This is a genomic window from Dactylosporangium sp. NPDC051485, from assembly GCF_040682015.1.
Taxonomy (GTDB): domain Bacteria; phylum Actinomycetota; class Actinomycetes; order Mycobacteriales; family Micromonosporaceae; genus Dactylosporangium.
In genome coordinates this window covers 39,739-59,675 of the sequence record NZ_JBFAZW010000060.1, presented here as the reverse complement: position 1 = coordinate 59,675, position 19,937 = coordinate 39,739, and the positions used below count along the sequence as shown (strand labels likewise).

The following is a 19,937-nucleotide window of genomic DNA, read 5'->3' as shown; positions in this document are numbered from 1 at the left end:
GCCGGGCAGTCAAAGCCCTCGGGGTGGCACCGATCGGCGAACCGGTCCTGATCGGCCTCGCCCCAGAAGACGCCCGGCACCACGTGCACGTGCCGGGGCCGACCGGCACCGGCAAGACAACCCTGCTGCTCAACGTCGCCATCGCCGATGCGCGGGCCGGGCGCGGCCTGGCCGTGTTCGACCCGAAAGGCGACTGCATCCGGGACCTCCTCGACCGGTTGCCGCCCGGCGTCGCCGGGCGCCTCGTGGTCATCGACCCGGACGAGAAGGAGGCGCCGCCCGCGCTGAACCTGTTCGACCTGGGCGACGACCCGGAGAGCGTCGCCGATCAGCTCGTCGGGGTGATGGCCAAGGTCTGGGCGCAGTACTGGGGACCACGCACGGACGACCTGGCCCGCCACGCGGTGCTGACCCTGGCGCACCTGCCCGGCGCGACCCTCGCCGACCTGCCCACGTTGCTCGCCGACGCGGTATACCGGCGGCGGGTCCTGGGACTGGTTCGCCGGCGGGCTGACCCGGTCGAGTCGGCGGCCCTGGCCGCGTTCTGGGCCTGGTACGACGAACTGTCCCCGGCGGCTGCGTCGGTGCAGGCCGGGCCGCTGCTGTCCAAACTGCGGGCGGTGCTGTCCCGGCGATTCGCCGCGGAACTGTTCGGCGTGGGCGCCTCCACCTTCCGGCTGTCGGAGGTGCTGGACGGCGGCGTTCTGCTCGTGCGGCTGCCGCCGACGCTCGGTGAGGACACGGTGCGCCTGGTCGGGTCGCTGCTGCTCGCGGCGTTGCTCAACGCGGCCAACGGCCGTGCCGACCTCCCGGAGGCGGACCGCCTCGACGCCTCGCTGATTCTGGATGAGGCACACACGTTCCTGCACCTGCCGGTCGGGGTCGACAACGCCCTCGCCACGGCGCGGGCGCTGCACCTGTCGCTGACCCTCGCCCACCAGCACCTCGGGCAGCTGTCCGCGTCGATGCTGGCCGCGATCGACGCGAACGCCCGCAACAAGGTCTTCTTCTCCCTACCCCCGAAGGACGCACGGGACCTGGCCCATCACGTCGCGCCGTACTTCGAGGCCGAAGACCTGATGCGCCGCGACGCCTACGGCATCGTGTGCCGCCTCGTCATCGACGGCCGCGACAGCGAACCGTTCAGCCTCACCACCCGACCGGCACCCCCGCCGGTCCCCGGCCGCGCCGCCGAACTGCGCCGCGCGGCCAGAGCGCGCGGCCTATCTCTGGCCGACCGGGCGGCCCTGGCCGAGGCGCGGCGCCTCGGCCCCGCCGCCCGCACCGGCCCGGCCGTCAACCCAACTGACCCAACCGGGACGCCAACCGGCGCCCCCAACCACCCAACCGACCCAACCAGCGGGCACCTGCCGCCCGCCGCGACCACGCCCGATGATCTGCCGTCCGCAGGACCGGACGTGGCGCCCCCTCCAGCGGCCCGACTCCGGCCGCCCACCCGATCCAAGACAAGGAACTGACCATGCGACAGCTCGTCCTGAACATCGCCCCCGAGGTCGCCGAACTCCTCGGCAGCGAAGACGCGATCCTCGCCGCGTTCGACGCGGCGGATGCCGGGTTCGTCTGCACCGCGTGCGGGCAACCCGGCACGCTCACCCCAACCGACCGGGCGTCGGTGGTGGCGTACCTGCCCGACCACGGCCGGGGCGCGGCGGTGGTCCGCTACGCCCACGAGCACTGCCAGGCATCGGAACTGCTCACCACCGACACACCGATCGGGGACGACCCGGGCTCGGTGTGGCCGGCGCAAGCCTGGCTGCGCCCCAACGACGACGACCCGGCCGCGGTCGTGCTCATCGGCCCCCCGCCTCGCCGCGCTGCGCGTGACCGACGGCGGAGAGACGATCAACCGGATCACCGCCGGGCTCCTCGGGGTCGGCTTCGAGCTCCTGGACGGCCTCGACGGGCCGATGCCGAACGTGGAAGGGCTCGCGGTCCGGCTCGGCCCCGGCGGTCGGATGGCGGTCCTCGACGGCGACGACTGCCCGCTGTGGGACGGCCCCCTCGTCCTGCCGCCCGGCTGGACCGAGGCGGCCACGACGACCGGCCGTGTCGGCGTGGTCGTCGTGTCCGGGCTGAACCTCCTCGACGTCGAACGTGACCACCTGAGCGACCTGCACGCCGCGACCGGCCGAAGTGCCGCCGTGGCCGCAACCGCCCAACTGCTCAACGACGACTACTGACGTTTCGGTATCGGGGTCTGGGCCGTGTTCGGTTCATGGTGGGGAAAGACCGGTGGCCGCGAGGAATCCGTCGGTCAGGGCTGGCCTGTACTGCATGCGCTTGAGCCGGTTACGGGTGGTCCGGACAAGGTCGTCGATGGTGCCGGCGGTGAGGTTGGCCATCGCGCGTTTGCAGCTTGACCACAGGTTCTCGGTCGGGTTCAGCTCCGGGGCGTAACCAGGCAGCCGGTAGACGCGCAGCCACGGCCGGGCGGCGATCAACCGGTGCATCTTCGCGGACCTGTGCGCGGGCAGCCCGTCCCAGATCACCACGATCGGGCCGCCCAACTGCTGATGCGTGGCGTCGAGCAGCGCAGCGAGGTGGTCCTCGCCGAAGCCCTTCGGCTCGCCTCTGCGGCCACGGTGGACCAGCATCCGGTGCAGCATCCGGGGCCGGCGCCCCGAGCGGTAGGCGACGACCCCGGCCAGCGACACCTTCCGTCCACCGCGCCCGGCGACGCGCACCACCGGGGTCTGTCCTCGCGGGGCCCAGGTCCGGGCCCTGGCCGGTCTCAGCGAGATGCCGGACTCGTCGGCGAAGCAGATCCACGCGCCCAGCCTGCGCGCGACCCTTTTACCGCAGGCCACTGATACCGCCGCCACCGGGCGATGGCCTGCTCGTCACGCTCGGCAGCCCGCGCGATCGGCTGCTGCGGGCGCCATCCAGCCCGGCGCAGCAACCGCCACACCGTGCTCGTGGCCACCGTGATGTGGAACATCCGCCCGATCAGCGTGCGAACCCGGGCCAGGGTCCAATACTGTTCCTCGTCCCAGCCGGCCGCCGCCGGCCCGTCCCGCAACACCTGCAGCAGCCGCTGCTGCAACGCCTGCGACAGCCGCCGCCGCGGGCCCGGCGCACCGCGCGAAGCGAGGGCGTCCTGCCCACCACCGGCCCAGGCCCGCCGCCATGCATACGCCGACTTCGTCGAGACCTCCAACACCGCCGCGACCTGCACCGCGCTCATCCCGCCGGCGAACATCCCCGCCGCCTGCCCGCGCACCACCTCCCGGCGGGCACGGCCGCGGGCGTCGACCCCGCCACCATCGCCATACCTCATACCCAGTCGGATACCCCGACCAGCACAGCACATGCACCACCAGGCTCACGCGAACGACCAAGCGTCAGACCCCGATACCGAAACGTCGGTAAACCCCTGACCTCGGCCCAACCGGCGCCGCTGTCACACCCGACCGGCGCCCACTCACACGGTCGCGGTTCGGCGGTGACCGGCGCCGGTTGGGCCGGTGTTCGACCCGGAGCCTCCCTCGGGCACTCCCCGGCGGCTCCCCGGAGTCGAGCCCATACCTGAGGCTCCGACCTCCATACCGCTCACAGTGCAGGTCAACCGGCCTGCCAGCGTCCCCCTCCGAAAGGTGACTGGTCTCCATGACCACAACCAACAGCCCGCACGGGCATCACCCCAACCCCACAGGGCGCCACCCCGGCACCTCCGTGCCCGACGTGGCCAGCGAACTACGGCGGCTCATGCCCCGCGACCGATGGCTCCTCGACCTCCTCCATCAACACCAGGTGTTCACCACCGAACAGGTCGCCGCGCTCGGCTTCGACAACGTCCACACCGCCCGCAACCGCCTCAACCTCCTCGCCAACCGGGCCGTGCTGGCCCGGTTCCGCGACGCGGTGCGGCCCGGCTCGCAGTCCTGGCGGTGGGCGCTCGGCTGGATCGGCGCCGCCTACATCGCCTACCGCGACGGCGGCCCGGTCCCGCGACCCGGCACGGTCGCCGATCGGGTCAACCGCCTCGCCGCCAGTCCGCGGCTGGCGCACCTGCTCGGCATCAACGGCTTCTTCGTAGACCTGGCCGCGCACGCCCGCCACACCCCCGGCGCCCGCCTCGGGGTGTGGTGGTCCGAACGACGCTGCCGCAACGTGTGCGGAGACCTGGCCCACCCGGACGGACACGGCAAGTGGACCGAAGACAGCCACACCGTGTCGTTCTGGCTGGAGTACGACCGCGCCAGCGAACCCGCCCGCCGCGTCGCCGAGAAACTCGACGGGTACCACGCCCTGCACCGCGCGGCCGGGCTCAACCACCCGGTACTCATCCGGATGCAGACCACCCGGCAGGAAACCGAACTCCACAAGCGGCTCCACGTCCACCCGGCCGTGGCCTCCGGCGGGCTGCTCGTCGCCACCATGGCCGGCGAGCACACCACCCACCCCGCCGGACCGGTCTGGCTGCCGGTCGGCCATCCGCACCGGCTCCGCCTCGCCCAACTCCCGGCGGCGCCCGCCGCAGCAACTCGGGCCGCGTGAGCGGCCCGGCAACCCGTGACCGCGCCCGGTCACCGCGTCCTGGAACAGGACGCTATAACTTGCTCCGGCAACCGGACGCTATAACTTGCTCTCGCGCTCACCGGGGGCGAGGCGTGGCGGGTAGGCCGTCCACGTGAGCCCGTAGCGCTGCCGTTGCGGGGCGACGCGTCCCGGACGCAGCCGCACGGGTCAGCATAGCCGTTCGTAGGTCCGGGGCAAGCCGGCGGCGGCCCTGTGCGATGGCCGCCTGGAGCTGGTCAAGTCCGGCATGCGCCCGGGTGAGGGCGGCATCGTCCGCCCCGCATGACGCCACGCACTGCAGAATTGCCCGGGACGCCTGGAGGTATCCCTCCGCCAAGTTCAGTACCGTGGCGATCTCCGCCTGCGTGGTTGCCGAGTCCACACCGTTCACGGTAGGCGGCGCCGCCGCCCCATCACGCCGATTTCCCGATTTGGGTTTCGGCAGCGGCCGGACGCCGTCAACGGTCACGCCAACGCAGCAACACCAAGCGCGGCCGGCGCCGTAGGCCAACCGGACGCAACGGCACGAACGTGCCAACCCTGAACCCCTGTGGTGCGGTCCGTGCGTCGTCGTACGGGCCGCTGCCAGCACGTCCAAATCCTGGCGCGACCCGTAGCGGGTCCGTCAACCGTTCCGACACACCGTCGATTTCCGCGAAGGAGTACCGCGATGGTCACAACCCTCCCGAACCCATTGAACGTCCACAGTGGAGGAACATGGCTACCAGCCACCCCGACACGCCCGGTCGTATCCCTGACCGGCGGCTGACCCGCCGCGGCGCCCGGCGCGCCACCCCGCCGACCGACCCGACCCGGCCGACCGGCAGCGACGGCACGGACCCGGACAACCCGTACCGTGACACCCCCGGCCACCCGGCAGCGCGAGGCACGCTGCCGATGGCGCGGCGCCTGCTCGATCTCGCCACCGAGGACGAGATCCAAGCCCTCGCCGCCGAGGCCGGACCGATGAGCGAAGACCAACGCGCCACCCTCGCCCGGCTCCTACGCCTGAACCGGCCGCGCGACCGTGCTGCGTAAGCCGCATCGCACGTTCCTTGCATCACCGAGGTGACAGGGTTACACCCATCGCCCCGGCGCGGCCACTGGGCGGGCTGCGCCGGGGCGTGACCGGTTGCCCGTGCTGACGGCTGTATCCAGCACGGGCAACCCGCTGCCAGCCCACCACGAGCGCCGCCGCGACCCCTTCACCCTTCAGGGTGAGAAGAGTGACTGGAGTGACAGGTCTACCAATCAATCACTCCACGCGCGGCCACGCGCGCGTAGAGCCAAACCGCAGAACCGTCTCTTGACATGCGCGTGCGCGCGTGCAACGCGCGTGGCAACGAAACCGGGAGAAGCCGCTCCATCTGTCACCCGTCACTGCCGGAGGGGCGGCGTTGGGGAGCGCGCCGGGCGATCCGCAGGGCGGAGCAGGGCGACGGCGGACCCTTCCACCCTACCCCACACCGGCGTACACGGACCCGCACGTTACGCAGATCACAGGCCCGTTTCGCGGTTGAACATCATTGAACATCAGCATTCGCGAACTTCGCGCACTTCGCGGCTTTCGTCGGCTACGCGGGCAGCGGCACTCATCGACGGCGGGTGATGCGTGGGGGTGTCGACATCGTACGCGGAGTGCGCAGTTCGGGGGCGGTTCGCGACTGCGGCAGCGGCGTTGCACGCGAGCGTGAGCGAGCGAAACGCACCGGACGACATTGGTAATGCAAGGTGGTGTGCCAGAAAAAGATGAGTACCGATGGATGCGAGAGGTGTTTTCGCAGGTAGAGCCCCATTTCGATATCCCAGGAGCCCCGCCTACCCAAGAGGGTGGGCCTTTGACCTGCTAGAACGCCTTGGCAGGGTGGGTGCACCTGCCGACCCATCCATTGACATGCGTGATGGCGTTGGAGCCCTGGACGACGCATCGATGAGCGTGATGGGAAGGACGGCACGGGTCGCGGTGTCGGCCGCCGCGACGGTCGGCGGCGCCGGTGTGGCGGTTCGGCCGGCGGCGGGCGGGCTGGCCAACCGGAGTTACGTCCTGGCACCTTCCGGGCGGCGTCACCCCGTGTCACGGTCGAGGCGATCGGCCCTGTCGCGGCGGGGGACGCCAGGGGCCGGTCACCAACCGTCCACGAACGACAGGAGGAGACCCGATGGGCCGGGCCCGACAGGTGCGAGCGCACCCGATCAACGTCACCGGTGAGGTCGAACGGCTGACCGAGCAGGACGAACGGATCGTGCGTCTCGTCGCCGAACACGACGTGTTCAGCACCGAACAACTCGCCGCGCTGTGCTTCGAGCGGGCCGACCGGCCCGCCGACGCGCTCCCGCGGTTGCGCTACCTTGCCACCCGGGCGTTGTTGATCAAGTACGAGCATCCCGGCACCCACCCCGCCGGGTTCCCCGGTGACGACCTGGACGACGCCCCGCCCGCCGGGCTGCCCGACCCGGCCCCGGACGCGTGGCCGGACGGAAAACGGTGGGTGTGGTCCCTCGGGCAGGGCGGCGCCTACTGGGCCGGCGTGGAACACATCCTCAACCGGCACGCCTGGTTCGAGGCGTGGACCCGCTCGTTCAACCCGCACCGCCGCCCGCACATCCGGCGGCGGCTCGCGTTCAACGGGTTCTTCGCCGCGCTGCACCAGCGCAGCCTGACCGTGCCGGACAGTGGCCTGGACCAGTGGTGGGGGCCGCAACGGTGCGCTGAGGTCAGCGGCGGGCAGCTCGCCCCGGACGCGCACGGCCGGTGGCGGCAACGCGGCGCTACCGTGCCGTTCTGGCTCTACAGCGACTACGTGCGCAACCCGATGCGGACCCTCGTCGGCACCGTGGAACAGCACGTGCGCGTGCACCGGGCGACCGCCGAGACCGACGTGATCCTGCTCGTCATGGTCAACGACAACCGCGAAGCGCTGCTCCACCAGCGCTGGGCCAGCTACGCCCCGACCGGCGCACCGGTGCCGCGGGTCGCCACCACCTCCTACAGCAAACTGCGCGCCTGGCCCACCGATGCAATCTGGTGGCCGATCAACCCACCCATCGACGCCCACCCCGGCAGCCCCGCCCGCGCCGAACGGCTGCACCACCTCGACTGGCCCGCCACCCTGCGCCCGCTCGGCGGCCGGACATGACCCCGCCCCGGCCGCGTCGACCCGCTAAGCGGCCCGCTGCCGCCGCTGACGATGCCGAGGCACACACGGACCCCGGACCGCCCGTCCCGGACGCCACCGACGCCGTGACGGGGCCGGACACCGCGCCCGGCACGATGCGGATGGCCCGGCGGCTGCTCGACCCCGCCACCGAGGCCGAGATCCAGGCCCTCGCCGCCGAGGCCGGACCGATGAGCGAAGACCAACGCGCCACCCTCGCCCGGCTGCTGCGCCTACGCCGGCCACGACCCCGCAACCCGACCAACCACCCCGCCGACCCGGGCGGGCAGTAGCGCACCGATCGGTCCCCACGACGGGCCGCAACACCGGGGAAGCCGAGGGCAAGGCGATCCGCGCCCGCAGGCCCGCCAGGGCCGAGGACGCGGATCGGTGCGGCAGCGCGGGGCGTGGGGCGGCGGAGCCCCACTTCGTTGCCGCAGGCGACGAACCGTCATCCAAAACCGGCACCGCACCCAACGGACGCCGGGTCGGCATCCCGCAGCCGACCCGGCGTCCCGACGTTCTGAGTGAACCCTCATCGCTTGGACGTTCGGCGGGCATGTCCAAGCAAGATCGAATGGACTACCACTTGCGGACACCAGGCAGCATTGATGCATGTCTTCATCTGCGTGGTTGACGCTCACCGCCACCGTGCTCAGCTCCATCGTGGCTTTGACGGCTGCGTGGCTTGGAGCACGCCTCCAGCGCGCGACGACTGAGCGCACATTGCGTGCTCAGTTCGAGGAGAACGAACGGGTGAGACACGCGCAGCAGGCCGAGACGGACAAGGCTAGAGAGTCGGCATGGCTGCAAGAGCGTCGCAAGCTGATGCATGACGAGAAGCGGCGAGCCTACGGCGAGTTCATCACACTCGCAGGCGAATACCCGGCCATTCGGGCTTGGGCAGACACCGCTGCCGCCAGGGCCGAACGACGTCAACGAAAGCTGATCGATGAGCGCCGGCGAATCGGATGGCATCGAGACGCCGGCGTATCAATGATGTATGACCTGGCCAGAAAGGATCATGACGCGGCTCAGGCCCGGCTGCGGGAAACGACAAGGAAGATAGAGCTCGTGCTTGCCGACCTCCGGCTCATCACGCCCTTTCATGTGGTGACCGCCGCCGAAGACGCCGCTGATCTGCTGTACGACCAGAAGCCCGCTGATGATCAAACTGCCACATTCATCATGGCGGCACGCCAAGATCTCGGCGCCGACTGACGCACCGCGAGGCGCGCAACCGATCCTTGCGAATCACGTATCCGGACAACACGAGGCGGAACCGCTCAACACCGTCACGACCCGAGTTGCATGCGGCCCGCAGCGCTACGCGGCGGCGGGCTCGCTCACCACGTCGGTCGACGTGCCGAACTTCCACATCCACTCCAGCCGGTGCCGCCCGAACGGCTTCCGCGAGCCCTTCCCGGCCCGCAACAGCCGGACGTCGGCCACCGTGTTGATGATGTCCCGCTTCACCGCCACCTCATCCCCGAGCGCGGCCCACGCGGTCACCGCGTCCTCGCCGATCCGGCCACGCAGCACCGGCGGGATACCCGCCTCCTTCGCCGCCGCCTCATGCGCCTCGATCTGCGCCAGCAACCCCCGCTCACTACGGGCGAAACTGATCGCGGTCACCTCACCTTGCTCGGCGAGCTTGCGCCACTCCTCCAACTCGGCCCGCAACCGCTGCGCCTCCGCACGGGCGTGGGCCACCTGCTCGTCGCTGGTCGCGTCGGCGGTCAGGTCGGCGAACACCTCCGGACGGGCCAGCCACGCCACCACGGCCCGCTGCACGAACTCGTCCAGGACGTCCGCGGTCACCGCCGCGCACCGCTTCTTCAAGCACGAGTACACCTGGCCCTGCCAGCCGTGCCGGTTGACCTTCGTCATCGACAGCGGCCCGTCACAGACCCCGCAGCGGACGACGTAGGACAGCAGATGGACGGCCCGTCCCGCCCGCGTCGTCGTCCGGGACGGGTCCTCCAGCAAGCGGACGGCCGCCCAATACGTCTCCTCGTCCACCAAGCCGTCCCACTGCCCGTCCCCGACCACCGCACCGCGCAGCACCCGCTTGCCGATGTAGGCGGGGTTGAGCGCCATCTTGCGGATCACGCCCCGCCGCCACGTCGAGCCCTCCGGGGACGGCACACCACGGGCGTTGAGCTGCTGCTCGATCGTGATCAACGGCACCCCGGAGGTGATCTTCTTGTAGATGTCCCGCACCACACCCACATGGGTGTACGTCGACTCCGCCTCCGTCTCCGGGGCGGTCGCCGTGCGGGGCTCGTCGTCGGCCTCCTGCCGCAGGAACGCCCGGGTCCGCTGGTCGTAGACCCGCCGGAACCCGTACGTCACCTTGCCGTGCGGGCGGCCGGCCTCGGCGGCGCCGACGATCCCGCGCAACACGTTGTCGCGGATCGAGTCGGCCAGCCACTCCGCCTGCACCGCCTGAAAGCCGAGCATCATCCGGTCGTTCTTGTCCCGCAGGTCGTACAGCACCCCGCCGACCAGCCAGAAGTACATCCCGACCTGCGTGCACAAGTCGCGGATCTGCACATACACGGCGAGGTCGCGCTGGTTGCGGGAGATCTCCCATACGACCAGCACGTCCAGCTTGCCCTCCCGGATCACGTCCATCAGCCGCTCGAAGTCCTCACGGGTCTTCGTCGCGTGCCGGGACGCGGACCGGTGGTTGTCCGTGAACGACATCGACGGCGGGCACGTCCACCCGTACCGCGTGATCTCGGCGGTGTTCAGTACGCCCTGATCGTGGACGCTCTTGCCCTGTTCCTTCTTGTCCTGGCTGGCCCGCTGGTACCGGGCCGCCCGCACGTCCGCGCCGCCCGTCAGCAGTTCGCCTTTCGTGGCGAACCGGGACCGCTGCCCTACCCGCTTGACCTGCCGTACCATCGGTAATGCCCTCCCCATTCATGCGCTGGCCTGCTAATATCGACCTTAGCAGCTAACGCTTCTTAGGAGTGCCGGGGGAGCAGCCCAGGACCGCGGCCGTCTCCTCGACGGACAGGTCGCAGAGGTAGCGCAGCACGACCACCGCCCGCTGCCGCCGCGGCACCTTCTCCAGGGCCGCCCGCAGCGCGAGCCGGTCGTCGATCGCCTCGTGCGGCGCGTGCGGTGGCGGCTCGGGCCCGGCGCTGCCGAACAGCCCGACCCGGCCCCACGGCCGCCGCCGCTCGTCGAGGAACGTCCGGACGAGCATCTGCCTGACGTACTGGTCGGGATGCTCGACCGCGCTGATCCGCGGCCACCGCCGGTAGAGCTTCTCGATCGTGAGCTGCACGATGTCGTCGCCGCGGTGCTCGTCCCCGCACAGCAGGAACGCGAGCTGGCGCAGGGACGCCAGCCGGCCGGTCACGTACTCGACGTACTCCTCTTGCGCCCGCTCGCGCATAGGGCCTCCCCCTCGCTTCGGACTGAAACGAGCCCCCGCCCCGGTGAGGTTGCACGCCGTCGCGAACTCGGGGAAAGCGCCGCCGCGCGGGCCCGTTACATCGAGGCGGGACTTCCACCCCGTCGCACCGCCCACTCGGTCAGCGGGGCCAGCGACGCCATGAGGCCGGCGCCCTCGGCCGACAGCGCGTACTCGACGCTGGGCGGCACGGTCGGGAACACCGTGCGCTCGACCAGCCCGTCGCCCTCCAGCCCGCGCAGCGTGCGGGTCAGCATCCGCTGGCTGATGCCCTCGATGGCCCGGTGCAGCTCGTTGAAGCGGTACGGCCGGCGGGCCAGCAGCGCCAGCACGAGCAGCGTCCAGCGTTCGCCCATGCGGTGCACGATCCCGGTGACCGGGCAGGCGTCGTACTCGGCGACGGGCACACGGGTGTGCGCATCCAACATCGAAGTGCCTCCTTACGCGCTTGCCGTGAGTCTATTTCGATACAAGGCATGAAGACTGTGGTCATCAGCGGGGGCACGGACGGGATGGGGCGGGCCACGGCGCTCGCGCGGCGCGAGCGCGGCGACGACGTGGTGGTGATCGGCAGCAACGCCGAGAAGGGGCGGGCGCTCGGGCCGGGCATCACGTTCGTCCAGGCCGACCTGAGCTCGACCGCGGAGGTCGGGCGGGTGGTCGCGACCCTGCGCGAGCGCCTCGAGTCGATCGACGCGCTCGTGCTGTGCGCCAACCGGCAGAGCCCGCGGCGGCGGGAGACGGCGGAGGGGCTGGAGCACACCTTCGCGTTGTACTTCCTGAGCCGGCACCTGCTCGCCGAGGGGCTGCGCCCGCTGCTGGAGGCCGCTCCCGCGCCCGTCGTCGTCAACGTGGCCGGGGTCGGGGTGACCAAGGGCGCGATCGCCTGGGACGACCTGCAGCTGCGCGAGGGCTACGGCATGGTGCGGGCCCAGCTGCAGGCCGGGCGGCTCAACGACCTGCTCGGCGCGGGGTACCGCGGGAAGGCGCGCTACGTGCTGTACCACCCCGGCTTCACGCGCAGCGGGGACCTGAGCCCGCTGCCGGCGCCGCTGCGCCTGACCCTGCGGCTGCTGGCCCGGGTCGCGGCCCGCCCGGTCGCCGCCTCGGCGGCCCCGATCGTGGAGCTCGTCGACCACCCGCCGGCGGCCCGGCTGACCGCGCTGGACCGCGGCAGGGTGCTCGACCCGTCGCTGCCGACGCTCGACCCGGCCGCCGCCGAGCGCCTGCGCGAGGTCATCGAGCGGGCGGGATGGCGGTGAGCTTCTCCGGGTTGGCGATGAGGTGGATGGTCTCGATCAGCCCGTCGCGCAGGAACAGCGTCATGGCCGACACGACCGCGCCGCCGGCCCGGGCCACGATGCCCGGGCCGCCGTTGAGCTCGACGATCTCGACCGTCATGCCGTCCGGCGTCCGGCCGGCGAAGGTGAGCAGGGCGCGGGCCACCAGCTCGGCACCGAGGATCGGCTTGCGCGGGGCCTGGGCCAGCCCGCCGCCGTCGCTGACCAGGGCCACCCCGGGGGCCAGCACCTCGACCAGCCCGCGCAGGTCGCCCCCGGCGCAGGCGGCCAGGAAGCGCTCGGTGACGGCGGCCCGGGTGGCCTGGTCGGTGTCGTAGCGCACCCGGTGGTCCTCGACGTGGGCCCGGGCGCGGGCGGCGGTCTGACGGACGGACGGCTCCGAGCGCTCGACGATGCCGGCGATCTCGGCGTAGGAGTAGCCGAAGGCCTCGCGCAGCACGAAGACGGCCCGCTCCAGCGGCGACAGCGACTCCAGCACCAGCAGCATGGCGGTCGACACGGACTCGGCCAGGGCCACGCGCTCGGCCACGTCGGGCCCGGTGAGCACCGGCTCGGGCAGCCAGGAGCCCACGTAGGCCTCCCGCCGGGACTGGGCGCTGCGCAGCCGGTCGACGGCCAGCCGGGTGGTCACCCGGACCAGGTAGGCCTCGGGGTCGTCCACCCCGGCCGGGTCGACGGCGCTCCAGCGCAGCCAGGCGTCCTGGACCACGTCCTCGGTGTCGGCGGCGCGCCCCAGCACCCGGTACGCCACGCCCCTCAGCCGCTCGCGATGCGCGTTGAAGACCTCGAGGCCGTTCGCCATGCGGTGATTCTAGGCTCGGCTATCCGCGGTCTGGGCCGGGCTGGGTTGCTTCGGGCTTCGCGTAGAGGACCTCGCGGGCCTGCTCCGCGGCGCGGATGATGCTCTCGGCGACGAAGTCGACGAAGCGGGCGATGTTCTCGAGCCGGACGGCGGCCGGGGACTCGGGGCCGAGGATGACGACGCCCTGCCGCGCGGTCTCGGCCAGCTGGGCGCTGGACCGGGCGCTGGCGATCATCGACTGGTACCAGACGTCGTTGTCGACGATGTAACGCTCGCGGCGGCGCTCGTCACGCTCCCGGCGGATGAGGCCCAGGCCCTCCAGGAGTGCGACCGCCTTGGAGACGGACCCGGGGCTGACCTGGAGGTGCTGGGCCAGTTCGGACGCGGTGAGGCTGCCCGCGTCGCTGATGTAGAGGCAGGTCAGCACCCGCGACACCATCTTGGGCAGGCCCTGCCCCATGAGGAGGGTGGTGAACACCTCCTCGTATTCGTGCACGGCTGCGGCGTCGCGCCCGTAAGCCGTCGAGGTCGCCTGCGGCCCCCGGGGCGCGGCCTGCCGGCGCCGGTGGGCGCGGTGCTCGGTGGCGCGGTGGGCCAGGTCGGCGCGGTAGCCGGTGGGGCCGCCGTTGCGCATCACCTCGCGCGTGACCGTCGAGGTGGGGCGGTCGAGGCCCCTGGCGATCTCCGCGTAGGCGAGCCCGTCGGCCAGCCCCAGCGCGATCTGCTGGCGCTCCTGCTGGGTGAGCCTGCCGCCCGGCATCGCGATCTCCCTTCCCGCTTCCGATGCCCCACCATAGCGTTCGCTCTCGCGCCAATGCAACGACTGGGGTCGCGCATGTTGCATTGAAAGTCGACTCGTTGCAACGAAATGTGTGCTATGAGCTGCATAAACATATGTATGACGCAACGAGTATGTTGCTCAATCCTTGAACGCAACGTAGCTTTTCCGGCATCGGAAACAACGCACGCAAGGAGAGCGCGATGCAGAAGTTCGACACCCCGGCCCCGATCGCCGCCGTCCTCGACATCCCCGCGGGGCGTGTGCAGCTCATCGCCGCCGACCGGGCCGACACCACGGTCGAGGTCCGGCCGGCGGACGCCTCGAAGGGCCGCGACGCGAAGGCGGCGGAGCAGGCCAAGGTCGAGTACGTCGACGGAGTCCTGCGGATCGAGGTCGAGGCGAAGCACCAGATCCTCGGCCCCTCCGGATCCGTCGAGGTGACGGTCCAGCTGCCGGCCGGTTCCCGGGTCGAGGCGAAGGCGGCCAGTGCCGAGTTCCGGGCCGTCGGCCGGTTCGGCGAGGTGGTCTTCGACGGCGCACAGGGCGCGATCAAGGTCGACGAGGCCGAGAGCGCCCGCCTCACCGTCCAGGCCGGCGACGTCTCGGTCGGCCGCCTCAACGGCCCCGCGGAGATCAGCACCGCCAAGGACGACATCCGGATCGCCGAGGCCGTGCGCGGCGCGGTCGTGCTGCGCACCCAGGCCGGCGACGTGCAGGTCGGCGCCGCCCGCGGCGTCTCGGCCGCCCTGGACGCCGGCACGGCACACGGCCGGATCCACAACTCGCTCAAGAATGCCGACGGCGCCCCCGGCCTGCACATCCACGCGACCACCGGCCACGGCGACATCGTCGCCCGCAGCATCTGAGGAGCATCTTCAACAAGGCCTGAAACGTACGGCGGGCCGCCCCCGAGATGGGGGCGGCCCGAAACCCGTCGCGCCGGCGGTCAGTGGTCGAACGCGTCGCGCACGTCGCGCCCGGCGTCCTTCACGTGGTCACCGGCCTGCTTCGCCTTCGCGGCGGTGCGCTCGGCTGCGCCTTCGGCTTCGAGTCGCTCGTTGTCCGTGGCGTCGCCCCACTTCTCCTTGGCGGCGCCCTTGAGCTCCTCGCCCTTGTGCTCGACCTTGTCCGTGAAGCTCATCGCACATCCCTTCCACGTTTCGGGCCTCTCGCCTTGCTACATCAGGGGTGCCCGGCCTTGCGGGTTCGCAAACGCATCCGCTGGGCCGCGGTCGTCACGCCGGTCACGAGCAGGGAGAGGACCACGCCGAGGGCGGCGGCGGCCAGCGGGTTGCCGGTGAAGACGTTGCCGCCGAGGTAGCCGAGGCCCACCGTGTAGAGGCTCCACAGCAGCGCGCCGACGGCGATGGCGGGCAGGAAGCGGCGGCGGGGGAACTGGGCGTACCCGCTGACCAGGGCCACCGTCGTGCGACCCAGCGGGACGAACCGCCCGGCGGCGACGATCGCGCCGCCGCGCCGGTCGAGCAGGCGGGCCACCCACGCGACCGCCCGCCACGAGCGCTCGCCGCGCACGAAGCGCTCCACCAGCCGGCGCCCGCCGCGGCGGGCCGCCTCGTGCATGAGCAGGTCGCCGGCGACCACCGCGGTCGCCGCCGCCGCCAGCACGACGGCCACGTGCAGGTGCCCGCTCGCGGCCAGCGCGCCCCCGGCGATGACGCTGGTCTCCGCGGGCACCGCCGGGATCAGGCAGTCCACCACCAGCAGCACGAAGATCACCAGGTACGCCCATCCGGCCATCGCCTCCATGCCTTCCACGGTGCCGTCGCGGGCCGCTCGGCGCAGCGGGGCCACCATGCCGATCTCCGGTAGGGCTTCCCCTACCCCGCCGCCTCGAACAGCCCGAAGAGCCGCGGGTCGTGGAACGCGACCATGTCCCTGATCAGGCCGCCCTCGATGCGCAGCACGCTGATGGCGAACGGCCGCTCGGCCGTGGTCCCGGGCGGCGTGTGGTAGGCCATCAGCGCCGGGGAGCGGTTGGCCCGCGCCGGCACCGCGCGGACCCGCCCGACGTGGGCGGGGGAGCCGGGCGGGACGCTGCGCGAGAGCGCGCCGACGATGGCGGTCTTGCCGAGGTACCACATGGGCAGCGGCGGCATCGCGGCGCGCGCCTCGTCGGCGATCAGCCGCGCCATCCCGGCCACGTCGGCGCGCTCGAAGGCCTCGACGTAGCGGCGCAGTACCTCCCGCTCGCCGGGCTCCGGCCCCCGCTCCGGCCGCCAGTCCTCGCCCCGCTCGGGCAGCCGCTTGCGCAGCGTGGCGCGGGCCCGCTGCAGCGCGCTGTTGACCGAGGGCTCGCTCGCCCCGACCAGGTCCGCGGTCTGCGCCGCCGACCAGCCGAGCACGTCGCGGGCGATGAGCACGGCCCGCTGCCGCGGCGGCAGGTGCTGCAGCGCGGCCAGGAACGCCAGCTCCACCGTCTCCCGGGCGACCAGGCGGGTCTCCGGGTCCTCGTCGAGCACCCGGTCGGGCAGCGGCTCCAGCCAGGGCACGTCGGCCCGCGGCGGCAGGTCCACGCCGGGCGCCGACGGCGGGGCCAGATCCATCGGCAGCACCCGGCGCTGGGCGCTCTTGAGCGCGTCGAGGCAGGCGTTTGTGGCGATGCGGTACAGCCACGCCCGGACCGACGAGCGCCCCTGGAACTGGTCCCAGCCGCGCCAGGCGCGCAGGAACGTCTCCTGCACCAGGTCCTCGGCCTCGTGGAAGGAGCCCACCATGCGGTAGCAGTGCACCTCGAGCTCCCGCCGGTGCGGCTCCAGCTGTCGGGTCAGGTCCATGGAAGCCCCTTCATCGCGGCGTGCGATGTTAGGACGATGTGGGCGGAGTTTCGTGAGCGCGTGATCCTGGAGGACGACGCGGTCCTGGTGCTGGACAAGCCGGTCGGCGTCTCGGTGATGGGCGAGCGGCACGAGTCGGACCTGGTGCGGATGGCGGCCGAGGCCGGCGAGCAGCTGTATCCCGTGCACCGCATCGACAAGGTCACCTCCGGCATCATCCTCTTCGCCAAGGACCTGGCCGCGCACGGCGGGCTGACCAGGCAGTTCAACAAGCGCACGGTCGACAAGGCGTACCTCGCGCTCACCATCCCGGGCGGCCTGCCCCCGACCGGCCGCATCGACCTGCCGCTGAGCGTCGGGCGCAAGAGCCGGGTGCGGATCGCGGCCCCCCGGGAGAGCATCGTCCACCAGGATGACAGCTGGACGGTCCCGGCCGCGGAGGTCTTCGACACCGTGCCGACGTACCCGTCGGTGACCACCTTCGCGGTGCGCGCCCAGACCGCCGAGCGGGCCCTGCTGGAGGCCGTGCCGCAGACCGGCCGCCGGCACCAGATCCGCGTGCACCTGGCCTGGATCGGGCACCCGATCGTGGGCGACCCGCTCTTCGAGAAGGCCCCGGCCGGGCGCACCTACCTGCACTCCTGGCGGCTGTCCTTCGACCACCGCGGCAAGCGCGTCACGGTGGAGGCCCCCGCCCCGCCGGACTTCACGGTGTAGCCGGCCGCGCGGATCGCCGGCTGACCACCTGATCCGTCCGGCGGTACCCGAACCGGATACGCGATTTCGGTCGGACCCATCTCTCGCCTAGACTCGGGGATCGGAGCAGGGCCTCGTAGCTCAGGGGATAGAGCACCGCTCTCCTAAAGCGGGTGTCGCGCGTTCGATTCGCGCCGGGGCCACCACACACAAGTGGCCCCCGCCTTCCCGGCGGGGGCCGCTCGCTCTGGACTCGATGGGCGTCCGCCTGGGCCTGGCGTTTCGGGCGGTCGGCCGGCGGAGGCCGGTTTCAGTCCCGCTCGGCCGGGCCGAGGGCCGCGCACACCAGGATCAGCAGTCCGACGATGATGTCGTTGGTGGTCGAGGTCGACCAGCCGTACTGCAGCACCAGCGGCGCCACCAGCAGCCACCCCGCCAGCCCGCCGGTCACCCAGCCGAAGGCCGCGGAGCGGGGCACGATCAGGCGGATGGTGGTCACGATCGCGATGGTGATCCCGGTGACCGCGTCGCTCCAGAAGACGTCGTAGCGGCCCGCGCCGATGTAGCCGAACGGCACCGCCGAGACCACGAGCCATACCGCGGCGAGGAAGGTGACGGCGAGCAGGGCCCGCGATCCGGTGCTCTTCAGCTCGGTGTCGGACGGGCGGCGGGGGTCGTCGGGCGGAGCGGCCCGGATGTGCGCGGGCGTGGTGAAGTCCTGGTCGGACAGGAAGCTCGTCGTCACTCCCGAAGCCTCGGCAAGGGCGGGATGAGCGAGGATCACCCGGCGGGAGGGCTTTCGTTCCAGGAGCGGTCGAGCTCGGTGACGCAGTAGGTGCCCTTCGGCCCGGTGTAGTCGCCGTCGCCGCCCCGGCGGGTGGCGACCAGGCGGGCCGTGGTGCCCTCCACGCGGTACACGGCGGAGGAGACGCCCTTGCCGGTCCAGCTCAGCCTGACGTTGTCCCCGTCGGCGGCCGACTTCAGCGCGGGCGCGGCCGGGGCGGTGCCGGGCAGCCACTTCATTACCGGCGGGAGTGCGGGGGTGGAGTAGAAGTGCTTGGCGTACTGCGACACCGAGCCCAGCGCGTCGGCCCGCATGCTCTTGGCGCTGAAGTGGACGCTGCCGGTGACCTGCGGATACGTGCGGTTGAGGGCCAGCTCGCGGTCGAGTTCGCCGGGGTCGGAGAACGGGCCGGACTGCCCGGCGCGATAGTCGGCCTGGCCGATGTACAGCTGGACCCTGGTCGTCTTGACGACGTCGACCCACCAGGGCAGGAGCTTGGCGTAGTCCGCAACGTCGAAGCCGATGTTCCAGTACAGCTGCGGCACGATGTAGTCGAGCCACTGCGCGCGCACCCACAGGCGGGTGTCGGCGTAGATGTCGTCGTAGCTCTGCAGCCCGCGGGTGGGGGAGCCGGCGGGGTCGGTGGAGGAGTTGCGCCAGATGCCGAACGGGCTGATGCCGAACTTCACCCAGGGCTTGAGCTGCTTGATCCGCTGGCTCATCTCCTGGACGAGCTTGTTGACGTTGTCGCGGCGCCAGTCGGCCTTGCCCATGCCGCTGCCGTACTGCCGGTAGGCGGCCTCGTCCGGGTAGTCCTGCTTGCCCACCGGGTACTGGTAGAAGAAGTCGTCGAAGTGGACCCCGTCGACGTCGTACTTCTGCACCGCCTCCAGCATCGAGTCCTCGACGAACTTGCGCGCCTCGGGGATGCCCGGGTTGAAGTGCAGGCGGCTGCCCGTGGTGCCCGCCGACGGGTAGACGATCGCCCACTCCGGGTGCTTGCGCAGCGGGTGGTCGGGGGCGAGCGCGTTGATGTCCGGTCCGGAGCCGGACGGGGCGGGCTGGCTGCCGCGGTACGGGTTGAACCAGGCGTGGAACTCGAGGTTGCGCTTGTGCGTCTCGTCGATCATCCACTGCATCAGGTCGAAGCCGGGGCCCTGGCCGCGCACTCCGGTGATCCACTCGGACCAGGGCGCGTACTGCGAGGGCCACAGCGCGTCGCCGCTGGGCCGGACGTGGACGAAGACCGCGTTGAGGTTGCGCTGGAGCGCGAGGTCGAGCCAGCCGAGGTACTCGGCCTTGATCTGCTCGGCGGGCAGCCCCGGCCGGCTGGGCCAGTCGATGTTGTCGACCGTGGTGATCCAGATCCCGCGCAGCTCGCGGGGGGCGCTCAGGGCCGCGCCGCCGCAGCGCTGGGCCCGCGGGTCGGCCGCGCGGTCGGCCCGGTCGTCGAGCCCGACCCGCTCGACCCGGGTCGGGTCCTCGGCCGATGCGGACAGGGCGTCGGACCACACCGCCCGGACGGCCCCGACGCCCGCCACCAGGGCAAGGACGATGCCGGCGACGATGGACAACGTTGGTGCGCGGCGGGGGAGACGGTGGCGCACCGGGCCAGTCTGCCGAGCCCACCGGCGCAAACGCCAGCGATTCGGGAAAC

General features: G+C 71.8%; 22 protein-coding genes and 1 tRNA gene. 11 read left to right on the top strand and 12 right to left on the bottom strand.

Features of this window, described 5'->3' with window-relative positions; genetic code table 11:
- Positions 1-23 precede the first annotated feature (23 nt).
- Positions 24-1,478 carry a hypothetical protein gene (locus AB0M46_RS30095; RefSeq protein WP_363341383.1) on the top strand — a complete coding sequence of 485 codons (1,455 nt, stop codon included), beginning with the start codon at positions 24-26 and terminating at the stop codon, positions 1,476-1,478.
- A 363-nt stretch (positions 1,479-1,841) separates the two neighbouring features.
- Positions 1,842-2,201 (top strand): hypothetical protein, encoded by a 360-nt coding sequence (locus tag AB0M46_RS30090; RefSeq protein WP_363341381.1) that lies wholly within the window; start codon positions 1,842-1,844, stop codon positions 2,199-2,201.
- Between the two features lie 33 nt (positions 2,202-2,234).
- Here AB0M46_RS30090 and AB0M46_RS30085 read toward each other — a convergent pair whose 3' ends face one another.
- Both AB0M46_RS30085 and AB0M46_RS30080 read right to left on the bottom strand, forming a co-directional pair.
- On the bottom strand, positions 2,235-2,828 hold the full coding sequence (locus AB0M46_RS30085) for a transposase (RefSeq protein ID WP_363341412.1): 594 nt from the start codon (positions 2,826-2,828) through the stop codon (positions 2,235-2,237).
- A complete protein-coding gene (locus AB0M46_RS30080; RefSeq protein WP_363341379.1) occupies positions 2,753-3,298 on the bottom strand; it encodes a winged helix-turn-helix domain-containing protein in 546 nt (181 codons plus the stop codon). The genes AB0M46_RS30085 and AB0M46_RS30080 overlap by 76 nt, the downstream gene beginning before the upstream one ends.
- A 404-nt stretch (positions 3,299-3,702) precedes the next feature.
- On the opposite strand from AB0M46_RS30080, the gene AB0M46_RS30075 reads away from it, so the two are divergent.
- From AB0M46_RS30075 to AB0M46_RS30055, 5 genes are all read left to right on the top strand, one after another.
- Positions 3,703-4,518 carry a replication-relaxation family protein gene (locus tag AB0M46_RS30075; RefSeq protein WP_363341410.1) on the top strand — a complete coding sequence of 272 codons (816 nt, stop codon included), beginning with the start codon at positions 3,703-3,705 and terminating at the stop codon, positions 4,516-4,518.
- A gap of 738 nt (positions 4,519-5,256) precedes the next feature.
- On the top strand, positions 5,257-5,577 hold the full coding sequence (locus AB0M46_RS30070) for a hypothetical protein (RefSeq protein ID WP_363341377.1): 321 nt from the start codon (positions 5,257-5,259) through the stop codon (positions 5,575-5,577).
- A gap of 1,121 nt (positions 5,578-6,698) precedes the next feature.
- Positions 6,699-7,676 carry a replication-relaxation family protein gene (locus AB0M46_RS30065; RefSeq protein WP_363341375.1) on the top strand — a complete coding sequence of 326 codons (978 nt, stop codon included), beginning with the start codon at positions 6,699-6,701 and terminating at the stop codon, positions 7,674-7,676.
- A gap of 104 nt (positions 7,677-7,780) precedes the next feature.
- Positions 7,781-7,987 carry a hypothetical protein gene (locus AB0M46_RS30060; protein WP_363341373.1) on the top strand — a complete coding sequence of 69 codons (207 nt, stop codon included), beginning with the start codon at positions 7,781-7,783 and terminating at the stop codon, positions 7,985-7,987.
- A gap of 322 nt (positions 7,988-8,309) precedes the next feature.
- A complete protein-coding gene (locus tag AB0M46_RS30055; RefSeq protein WP_363341371.1) occupies positions 8,310-8,915 on the top strand; it encodes a hypothetical protein in 606 nt (201 codons plus the stop codon).
- 105 nt (positions 8,916-9,020) lie between these two features.
- Here the strand turns inward: AB0M46_RS30055 and AB0M46_RS30050 are convergent, their stop codons facing one another.
- The 3 genes from AB0M46_RS30050 to AB0M46_RS30040 form a co-directional block, all read right to left on the bottom strand.
- A complete protein-coding gene (locus AB0M46_RS30050; RefSeq protein WP_363341370.1) occupies positions 9,021-10,604 on the bottom strand; it encodes a recombinase family protein in 1,584 nt (527 codons plus the stop codon).
- Between the two features lie 52 nt (positions 10,605-10,656).
- The gene (locus AB0M46_RS30045) at positions 10,657-11,103 is read right to left on the bottom strand and encodes a SigE family RNA polymerase sigma factor (RefSeq protein WP_363341368.1); all 447 of its coding nucleotides are present in this window, start codon (positions 11,101-11,103) and stop codon (positions 10,657-10,659) included.
- A gap of 95 nt (positions 11,104-11,198) precedes the next feature.
- Positions 11,199-11,549, bottom strand: a complete 351-nt coding sequence (locus tag AB0M46_RS30040; RefSeq protein ID WP_363341366.1) for a helix-turn-helix domain-containing protein — start codon at positions 11,547-11,549, stop codon at positions 11,199-11,201.
- 48 nt (positions 11,550-11,597) lie between these two features.
- Here AB0M46_RS30040 and AB0M46_RS30035 point away from each other — a divergent pair, with 48 nt between their 5' ends.
- Positions 11,598-12,383, top strand: coding sequence for an SDR family NAD(P)-dependent oxidoreductase (locus AB0M46_RS30035; protein WP_363341364.1), 786 nt, complete (start codon positions 11,598-11,600; stop codon positions 12,381-12,383).
- Here AB0M46_RS30035 and AB0M46_RS30030 read toward each other — a convergent pair.
- The gene (locus AB0M46_RS30030) at positions 12,358-13,224 is read right to left on the bottom strand and encodes an RNA polymerase sigma-70 factor (RefSeq protein WP_363341363.1); all 867 of its coding nucleotides are present in this window, start codon (positions 13,222-13,224) and stop codon (positions 12,358-12,360) included. The two genes, AB0M46_RS30035 and AB0M46_RS30030, sit on opposite strands and share 26 nt — an antisense overlap.
- Before the next feature lie 19 nt (positions 13,225-13,243).
- Positions 13,244-13,984, bottom strand: a complete 741-nt coding sequence (locus AB0M46_RS30025; protein WP_363341361.1) for a helix-turn-helix domain-containing protein — start codon at positions 13,982-13,984, stop codon at positions 13,244-13,246.
- Positions 13,985-14,205: 221 nt separating this feature from the next.
- On the opposite strand from AB0M46_RS30025, the gene AB0M46_RS30020 reads away from it, so the two are divergent.
- Positions 14,206-14,871: a DUF4097 family beta strand repeat-containing protein gene (locus AB0M46_RS30020; protein WP_363341359.1), complete on the top strand. Its 666-nt coding sequence runs from the start codon at positions 14,206-14,208 to the stop codon at positions 14,869-14,871.
- An 80-nt stretch (positions 14,872-14,951) separates the two neighbouring features.
- Here the strand turns inward: AB0M46_RS30020 and AB0M46_RS30015 are convergent, their stop codons facing one another.
- Genes AB0M46_RS30015 through AB0M46_RS30005 form a run of 3 tightly spaced genes read right to left on the bottom strand, consistent with a single transcriptional unit; the run spans position 14,952 to position 16,932 of the window.
- Positions 14,952-15,146: a CsbD family protein gene (locus tag AB0M46_RS30015; protein ID WP_363341358.1), complete on the bottom strand. Its 195-nt coding sequence runs from the start codon at positions 15,144-15,146 to the stop codon at positions 14,952-14,954.
- 41 nt (positions 15,147-15,187) lie between these two features.
- Positions 15,188-15,820 carry a DedA family protein gene (locus AB0M46_RS30010; RefSeq protein WP_363341356.1) on the bottom strand — a complete coding sequence of 211 codons (633 nt, stop codon included), beginning with the start codon at positions 15,818-15,820 and terminating at the stop codon, positions 15,188-15,190.
- 23 nt (positions 15,821-15,843) lie between these two features.
- Complete coding sequence (locus AB0M46_RS30005) at positions 15,844-16,932, bottom strand: sigma-70 family RNA polymerase sigma factor (RefSeq protein ID WP_363341354.1); 1,089 nt, start codon at positions 16,930-16,932, stop codon at positions 15,844-15,846.
- On the opposite strand from AB0M46_RS30005, the gene AB0M46_RS30000 reads away from it, so the two are divergent.
- Positions 16,861-17,517: an RluA family pseudouridine synthase gene (locus AB0M46_RS30000; RefSeq protein WP_363341352.1), complete on the top strand. Its 657-nt coding sequence runs from the start codon at positions 16,861-16,863 to the stop codon at positions 17,515-17,517. The two genes, AB0M46_RS30005 and AB0M46_RS30000, sit on opposite strands and share 72 nt — an antisense overlap.
- 109 nt (positions 17,518-17,626) lie before the next feature.
- A tRNA-Arg gene (locus AB0M46_RS29995) sits at positions 17,627-17,702 on the top strand.
- Positions 17,703-17,806: 104 nt separating this feature from the next.
- Here the strand turns inward: AB0M46_RS29995 and AB0M46_RS29990 are convergent.
- Complete coding sequence (locus tag AB0M46_RS29990; RefSeq protein WP_363341350.1) at positions 17,807-18,241, bottom strand: hypothetical protein; 435 nt, start codon at positions 18,239-18,241, stop codon at positions 17,807-17,809.
- A gap of 35 nt (positions 18,242-18,276) precedes the next feature.
- Entirely contained in the window at positions 18,277-19,887 is a 1,611-nt protein-coding gene (locus AB0M46_RS29985) for a family 10 glycosylhydrolase (RefSeq protein WP_363341348.1), read from the bottom strand.
- Positions 19,888-19,937: the final 50 nt, after the last annotated feature.